The organism is Bacteroides sp. (assembly GCF_052357945.1).
In the GTDB taxonomy this organism is placed as follows: Bacteria; Bacteroidota; Bacteroidia; order Bacteroidales; family Bacteroidaceae; genus Bacteroides.
Window position 1 is genome coordinate 1 of record NZ_DAWCXD010000176.1, and the last position, 8917, is coordinate 8917.

7 protein-coding genes are annotated in these 8917 nt (G+C 39.8%); all 7 read left to right on the forward strand.

Annotated elements, in window-relative coordinates:
* On the forward strand, positions 1-1232 hold a 1232-nt coding region (locus ACT8YW_RS20315; RefSeq protein ID WP_444106956.1), incomplete at its 5' end, for a peptidylprolyl isomerase.
* A gap of 22 nt (positions 1233-1254) precedes the next feature.
* Positions 1255-2910 carry an OstA-like protein gene (locus tag ACT8YW_RS20320; RefSeq protein WP_270702907.1) on the forward strand — a complete coding sequence of 552 codons (1656 nt, stop codon included), beginning with the start codon at positions 1255-1257 and terminating at the stop codon, positions 2908-2910.
* 1 nt (position 2911) lies between these two features.
* Positions 2912-3211, forward strand: coding sequence for a hypothetical protein (locus ACT8YW_RS20325; RefSeq protein ID WP_004314386.1), 300 nt, complete (start codon positions 2912-2914; stop codon positions 3209-3211).
* A gap of 17 nt (positions 3212-3228) precedes the next feature.
* Entirely contained in the window at positions 3229-5130 is a 1902-nt protein-coding gene (gene mutL, locus ACT8YW_RS20330; RefSeq protein ID WP_444106957.1) for a DNA mismatch repair endonuclease MutL, read from the forward strand.
* Between the two features lie 103 nt (positions 5131-5233).
* Positions 5234-6421, forward strand: a complete 1188-nt coding sequence (locus tag ACT8YW_RS20335) for an OmpA family protein (protein ID WP_217725302.1) — start codon at positions 5234-5236, stop codon at positions 6419-6421.
* 488 nt (positions 6422-6909) lie between these two features.
* Positions 6910-8505, forward strand: a complete 1596-nt coding sequence (locus ACT8YW_RS20340) for a hypothetical protein (RefSeq protein ID WP_444106958.1) — start codon at positions 6910-6912, stop codon at positions 8503-8505.
* A 6-nt stretch (positions 8506-8511) separates the two neighbouring features.
* The coding region (locus tag ACT8YW_RS20345; protein ID WP_444106959.1) for a hypothetical protein at positions 8512-8917 on the forward strand (406 nt) is incomplete at its 3' end.

Here is an 8917-nt window from a genome sequence, read left to right on the forward strand (position 1 = left end):
GTATGGATGCCTTGTATAATGGACGCAGATTTGACGGCGATCCTTATTGTGTAATTCCTGAAGAGATTGCCGTGCAGAAGTTGTTCCTGCATCAGGCAAAGTTGGACAGTATCGAGGTTTCCGAAGCGGAAATCATCCAGCGTGTGGATATGATGACCAACATGTACATCCAGCAGATCGGTTCCAGAGAGAAGATGGAGGAGTATTTCAATAAAACTTCCACCCAGATTCGTGAGACGCTGCGTGATAATGCACGTGACGGATTGACCGTTCAGAAGATGCAGCAGAAACTGGTAGGAGAAATCAAAGTGACTCCGGCAGAAGTACGCCGTTATTTTAAAGACCTTCCACAAGATAGTATTCCTTACATTCCGACACAGGTAGAAGTGCAGATCATTACTTTACAACCGAAAATTCCTATCTCGGAGATTGAGGATGTAAAAAAGACGTTGCGTGATTATACGGATCGTGTGACAAAAGGAGAAATTGACTTCTCTACATTGGCGCGTTTGTATTCGGAAGACAAGGCATCTGCCATTAAAGGTGGTGAATGTGGATTCATGGGACGTGGTATGATGGACCCTGCTTATGCGAATGTAGCGTTCAGTTTGCAAGATCCGAAGAAAGTTTCCAAGATTGTGGAGTCGGAATTTGGTTTCCACATTATCCAGTTGATTGAAAAACGTGGTGACCGTGTCAACACTCGCCATATCTTGTTGCGTCCGAAAGTATCGGAAAAAGAACTGACCGAGGCTTGTGACCGTCTGGATTCTATTGCTGATGATATTCGTGCCAACAAATTTACATTTGATGATGCGGCTGCCGTTATCTCACAGGATAAAGATACTCGTAACAACCATGGTATTATGGTGAACATCAATGAAAATTCAGGTGTGACTACTTCTAAGTTCCAGATGCAGGATCTTCCTCAAGACGTTGCTAAGGTAGTGGATAAGATGAATGTGGGCGAAATTTCCAAAGCCTTTACAATGATTAATGAGAAAGATGGAAAAGAAGTATGTGCTATCGTGAAGTTGAAAGCAAAAATCAACGGCCATAAAGCAACCATTGCAGAAGACTATCAGGACCTGAAAGAAATTGTGATGGAGAAACGCCGTGAAGAGATGTTGCAGAAATGGATTCTGGACAAGCAGAAACATACTTATGTACGCATCAACGAAAACTGGCAGAAGTGTGACTTCAAGTATCCGGGTTGGGTCAAGAAGGACTGATGTAACCTTGCTTTGATTTTATATGCTGAAAACAAATAAGAAAAATAAACAACAAGACAGGCATAGATGGCTCCTTATAGGCTTTCTATGCCTGTTTGGTGTATGTCTTGTGGCGCAAAACAACAAGAAGCAACCGGAGAATAAAAAGACCAAAGTTTATCTGCTTCATGCTGATGAAGGTCAGGCGGATAAGTTGGCGCGTCCGGATGTGCAGGTGTTGATTGGTAACGTGAAATTGCGGCATGATAGTATGTATATGTACTGTGACAGTGCACTGATTTTTGAGAAAACCAACTCTGTGGAGGCCTTCAGTAATGTGCGTATGGAACAGGGAGACACTTTGTTCATTTACGGTGATTATCTTTATTATGACGGCATGACGCAAATAGCGCAGCTTCGTGAAAATGTGAAGATGATTAATCGGAACACCACCCTGTTGACAGATAGCTTGAACTACGACCGTCTCTACGACCTCGGATATTATTTCGAGGGAGGAACCTTGATGGATGAAGAGAATGTATTGACTTCCGATTGGGGAGAATACAGTCCTGCAACAAAACAGTCGGTATTCAACCATGATGTGAAGTTGGTAAACCCAAAGTTTGTGTTGACTTCCGATACATTAAGGTATAATACGGAAAACAAAATCGCAGTTATTCTCGGACCTTCCAATATCGTCAGTGATAATAATCATATCTATTCGGAACGGGGATTCTATAACACAATGACCGAACAAGCCGAACTGTTGGACCGTTCGGTACTGACCAATCAGGGAAAGAAACTGGTAGGCGACAGTCTGTTCTATGACCGTATCATCGGTTATGGCGAGGCGTTCGATAATGTGAAGATGACAGATTCCATTAATAAGAATATGCTGACGGGTGATTATTGTTTCTATAATGAATTGACAGACTCCGCGTTTGCGACGAAACGTGCGGTGGCAATCGACTACTCGCAAGGGCCTGACAGTCTTTTTATGCATGGCGATACATTGCAGTTGGTGTCTTACAACCTGAATACCGATTCCGTTTTCCGGTTGATGAAGGCTTACCACAAGGTACGTATGTATCGTACGGATGTTCAGGGAGTATGTGACTCACTGGTCTATAATTCGAAGGATTCCTGTATGACCATGTATACCGACCCTATTCTTTGGAATGAAGGGCAGCAACTACTTGGCGAGCAGATCAAGATTTATATGAATGACAGCACGATTGACTGGGCGCACATCATCAACCAGGCGTTGACGGTGGAAATGAAAGATTCTATTCATTATAACCAAGTGTCTGGCAAAGAGATGAAAGCCTATTTCATTAATGGAGATATGCGTCATATTGAAGTGATTGGTAATGTGTTGACTGCTTTCTATCCGGAAGAAAAAGACAGTACGATGACCGGATTTAATTGTCTGGAAGGTAGTGTGCTCCATCTTTATATGAAGGACAAGAAGATGGAAAAAGGACTGTTTATCGGTAAATCCAACGGAACGATGTATCCGATGGACCAGATACCGCCTGATAAATTGCGTCTTCCCACTTTTGCCTGGTTCGACTATGTCCGTCCGCTGAATAAGGATGATATCTTTAACTGGCGGGGTAAGCGTGCGGGTGATACACTGAAACCGACCACCGACCGGCGACCTAAAACAGAAAAGCGAAACTTAATAAATATGAAGTAGTATGGGAATGTTTAACTCAATGAGAAAGCCCCGTGGCTTTAATCATCAATACATTTATGTAGACGAGCGGAAAGAAAAGCTCGCAAAGATGGAGGAGAACGCCAAACGTGACTTGGGGATGCTTCCGGAAAAGGAATTTAATCCGGAGGATATTCGCGGTAAGTTCATCGAAGGTACTACGCATTTGAAAAGAAGAAAAGCGAGTGGCCGCAAACCGGTCTCTTTCGGAATCATACTGATAATCATTGCTTTCCTTCTTTATCTGTGGCATTATTTGGCGACAGGAAGCTGGAACTTTTAATTATTAATTTACGAAGAATGAGCGATATAATTCATTTGTTACCTGATTCGGTAGCTAACCAGATTGCTGCCGGTGAAGTGATACAACGTCCCGCGTCTGTCATCAAGGAGCTAGTGGAGAATGCGATTGATGCAGATGCACAAAATATACATGTATTGGTGACTGATGCAGGTAAAACCAGCATTCAGGTGATTGATGATGGAAAAGGAATGTCCGAAACGGATGCCCGTCTTTCTTTTGAGCGACATGCCACTTCCAAGATACGTCAAGCGGCGGATCTGTTTGCTTTGCGTACAATGGGATTTCGCGGAGAGGCATTGGCTTCCATCGCTGCTGTGGCACAGGTAGAGTTAAAGACACGTCCGGAATCGGAAGAATTGGGCACGAAGCTGGTGATTGCAGGCTCTCAAGTGGAAAGCCAAGAGGCTGTGTCCTGTTCTAAAGGAAGTAACTTCTCTGTAAAGAACCTATTCTTTAATGTACCTGCCCGTCGTAAATTTCTAAAGGCTAATTCAACGGAATTGAGTAACATCCTTGCCGAATTTGAACGGATCGCTTTGGTGCATCCGGAGGTTGCCTTTTCGCTTTATAGTAATGATTCGGAGTTATTCAATCTTCCGGTATCACAATTACGTCAACGTATCCTTGCTATTTTCGGTAAGAAGCTCAATCAGCAGTTACTGAACATAGAGGTCAATACTACCATGGTGAAAATCTCCGGATACGTAGCCAAGCCGGAGACTGCCCGTAAGAAAGGGGCACATCAGTATTTCTTTGTCAACGGGCGTTATATGCGTCATCCTTATTTTCATAAGGCAGTCATGGAGGCTTATGAACAGTTGATTCCCACTGGTGAACAGATTTCCTACTTTATCTATTTCGATGTAGATCCGGCTAATATTGACGTGAATATCCATCCGACAAAGACTGAAATCAAGTTTGAAAATGAACAGGCCATCTGGCAGATACTTTCAGCATCCGTGAAGGAGTCGTTGGGTAAATTCAGTGCGATCCCTTCCATCGACTTTGATACGGAAGATATGCCTGACATTCCGGCATTTGAGGAGAAAATATCTTCCGAGCCTCCGAAGATACATTATAATACAGATTATAATCCGTTTAAAGTTTCTGCCGGTGGCGGTGGTGGCGGATCGTACAGCCGTTCGAAAGTGGAATGGGAAGATTTGTACGGAGGGCTGACGAAAGCCAGTAAGATGAATAACCCGCAACCGGAACCCGAAATGGATTGGGAAGACTCTTCTATTGGCGGCCAACCTGCTTTCGTTGAAGAAAAGATGGAGACGGTCACCTCTGCCGCTTCTTCTACTTTGTATGCCAGTGAACCGGTGATAGAGAAAGGAAATCAGCATTTGCAGTTTAAAGGGCGGTTTATTTTGACTTCGGTTAAATCCGGTTTGATGCTAATCGATCAGCACCGGGCACACATACGGGTGCTTTTTGATCGTTATATGGTACAGATTCAACAAAAACAGGGGGTATCACAAGGCGTCCTGTTCCCGGAAATCTTACAGTTGCCGGCTTCGGAAGCAGCTGTACTGCAAAGTATTATGGATGATTTGTCTGCAGTCGGTTTCGATTTGAGTAATTTGGGAGGCGGTAGCTATGCCATTAATGGTATTCCTTCGGGGATTGAAGGACTGAATCCGGTCGAACTGGTGCGTAATATGCTACATACAGCAATGGAAAAAGGGAATGACGTTAAGGAAGAAATCCAAAACATTCTGGCATTAACATTGGCGCGGGCAGCGGCTATCGTCTACGGACAGGTGTTGAGCAATGAAGAAATGGTAAGCCTTGTAGACAACCTTTTTGCCTGTCCCTCACCCAATTACACACCCGATGGGAAAACCGTTTTGACAACCATTAAGGAGGAGGATATCGAAAGATTATTCAAATAAAACAAATAAATTCATCTTTTCCTAAAACCTTTTAGTTCAGTTCGTGTTATTTAAATAGTTCAACAAAGAAAAAGATTTAAATAACCACTTAACTATTAGGTATATGAAAAAGATTCTGATGTTGCTGGCATTTGCCGGCGTTGCGTCTGTCGCTTCTGCGCAGCAGACAATGACTGTAACTGAATACGAAGTGATTCAGGTGCAAGATAAATATCAAGTAATAACTAATCCTTTCTGGAGTAACTGGTTCTTCTCTGTAGGAGGAGGTGCCCAGGTATTGTATGGAAACAATGACCATATCGGTAAGTTCAGAGATCGTGTTGCTCCCACATTTAACGTGTCTGTTGGTAAATGGGTAACTCCGGGATTCGGATTGCGTTTGCAGTACAGCGGATTACAAGCCAAAGGATTTACCACCAGCGAAAATGCTAATTATGTGGTTGGCGGTCCGAGAGAAGATGGTTCTTACAAACAAAGATGGGACTACATGAACTTGCATGGTGATTTGATGATTAACCTGAATGCACTTTTCGGTGGATACAATCCGAACCGTGTATATGAAATTATCCCTTATATTGGTGCCGGTTGGGCTCATGCTTATTCTCGTCCTCACACTAACTCCGCTACTTTCAATGCAGGTATTATCAACCGTTTCCGTTTGTCGAATGCTGTCGACTTGAATCTGGAGTTGAGTGCAACAGGTCTGGAAGGCAAGTTTGACGGAGAACATGGAGGTAAACCCGATTATGATGGTATTTTAGGTGCTACCATCGGGGTGACTTATTATTTCCCGACTCGCGGATTCCAACGTCCTACTCCACAGATTATCTCTGAACTTGAATTGAATCAGATGCGTAATCAAATGAATGCAATGGCAGCAGCTAATATGCAATTGCAGCAACAGTTGGCAAATGCACAACAACCGGTAGAAGTAGAAGATACTGAAGAAGTTGTTATAACAGATACTAACATTGCTCCGCGTACCGTATTCTTCAAGATCGGTTCTGATAAATTATCTCCGCAAGAAGAAATGAACTTGTCATATCTTGCCAGCAAGATAAAAGAATCTCCGAATGCTACATACACAATCAACGGATATGCAGACTCTGCAACAGGTACTCCGGCTTTCAACCAGAAGTTGAGCTTGGAACGCGCACAAGTTGTTAAAGACCTGCTCGTTAAGAAGTATGGCATCTCTGCCGATAGATTGAAAGTTGCAGCCGGTGGTGGTGTTGACAAATTTGGTCAACCGATTCTGAACCGTGTAGTATTGGTAGAATCAGCACAGTAAGAAAATGATTTCAGTATTGTGTGATTCTAAGTAGTCTCTTGCTGAACAAGGAAAAACGGCTGAAAGCAGTGCCCGGAAATGAGGGTGTTATTGCTTTCAGCCGCTTTTGCATATTATATTACTTTTGAGGTAAGCTTTTGATGGATGTGTAATATTCGTTAATAATGTATGCTGATGTTTTGAATATCGATTTTGTTTCATATATTTGTAATAAACAAAACATTTATATTTAATAAATAAAATTATTCTGTAATTATTTATCTTGTTTGAACTGATCTGTATGCAATAAGAGTGTTGCGTAATTCTTGTTTTACTATTATATAAGTAGTGTATACGTTTTTATTATTATCATCTTTAATGTCTCAAATTTATGTTGTATCAAGGTGTAGCTAATCATTGATACATTGTTATGATATATTTAGGCCTAAATGTGTAATGTTGAAGTTTTTATCTGTTTTTGTATTGTAATGATTATAAATTTAGTAATTATGAAAAATATAGCTACAATTATAGGTGATATGAGAACTCTTAAATTTATTGTCTCATTATTGCTAAGCGCAAGTGCCTTTTGTCTATCATCATGTGAACAAGCTGATTTGGTGAATGATAATTTAGATAATGGAGATGTGACGTTTGTTTCAAAAGATCAATTAAAAATGAAATTTGGTTCTGCTTTTGCTAAAGTTTTAGCGGAAGACAAAGAGGCTAGAGAAATAGTAAAAGAAGAAGCTTTGAAGCAAATAGATTATGATTATGATGTGTTATATTTGATGATTAAGGATAGAAAGAATAAAATGGGAAACACTTTAGAGCAACTTCTTCTGAAATATATTCCACAAGATTCTTTATCTATAATTGTAGATATGATTCCTAATTTAACGATTTTTGTACCTGAATTACCTGAAAATACATTTTCAGCAGAAACATGGAATATTTCTAATATGATTCCTAAGGTAGCTGTTCGTTTAACCTCATCAAGTGAGATTCCGATTTGGAGTGTATTAGGAAAGGAACGAATACTTGCTCCTAATGAGATTCCTGCATTTCCAGTAGTAGTTATTAAAGAAAATGAACGTATTATAGCCAGTAGTTCCTCTAATACGAGGCAGGTATTAGATAATAGGTTAAATGGATTGGCTTTTTTGGATTCTAGCTTTGATAACTTATCTACAAATGATAAAATGATAGTTACTAGATCTACATATGAAAGATATCATCAAGGTTCAAGTACTATGGATCCTAGATTTACAAAAGTAAAAGAAGCATATGAGAAAGTTCCCAAGGGTACTGGTTGGCAAAGAGATTATATTTACTATAATATTTCATCATCTAACCCTAATGGACCATTTCAATATCAATGTAAGGAATTTCTTTGGGGATTTGAGATGAATGGTGATGTAGTGGGGGCAATAAATAAAATTAGTGATCAAGCTGGAGATCCACAATACTATGGAAATGTAACAGGAATAATAATGGGGAAAATTAGAGTCGTAGGGAGTGGATGGGTTGATGGAGAATTTGAGTTTAAGGTAAAAGTTTATGTGGCTTCCAAAACAGCGGTAGGAAATGAGTTTGTGACATATTTTAGGATTAAGGCTACTGACTTGTTTGATATAACAGCTGCAAGAAATGGTGATGTTTATACTGTGTATTCGGCCAAGAATAAAAGAGTTTTATTTGCAGATCCTATCCCTCTATTTTCTTGGAATTTAGATAATTATAGTAGTACAATAAAAATAGCATTAGAGGAAGTTGATAATACAGAAACTATTGTACAAACTAGTTCGACTACGAGCGAATTTGCTACAAACTTTGGTTTTGATGCTACTTTTGGAGAAGTTGTTAAGTTAGGAGGTAAATTTGGTGCAAGTGCAAAAGTTAACAAAACAGTTACTTATCAAGTATCAACTACTAAAGGTAATGATGAATTAGGAGAAGTTATAATTAATTTTGGCGATGATATTCTTGTAGATGATACTTCTATGGGAACTCCTTTGAATGGAAAATATTTTTATCTGAACATGTCTCCTCAATATTATACTGGTTGGTATCGGTTGTTTATTTCTCCCGGATCTATAAATTAGAAAAATATGAATCAGAATAAATATGTTATTTTTTTATTGTTTTTATTACTATGTAGCTGTCATAGTGACGATAATAATAATGTAAGTGAAAGGATAGTTGTTGTTACTATAGAATATGAAGATGGATTGGGGCTCCATGGAGACAGCTATGCTCGAATATATGTATATTATGATATATATGCAACTGATATAGCAGATTATGCTTATTCTTCAGATGGAACTTTAGTAAATGAAGACCAATTGATTGCTCCAGATATGGTGATAACCTCGGATAAGCAAGGTAACATAGCAGCTTTGAAGTTAGAAAGTGCAAGAAAAATAACAATAATTGCGGAAAGCTCTTACTATGCAGACAAGAGAATAGTTCAAAGTTATTCTCCTGGCTATTTGTCTATTGCCGATACTTATATAT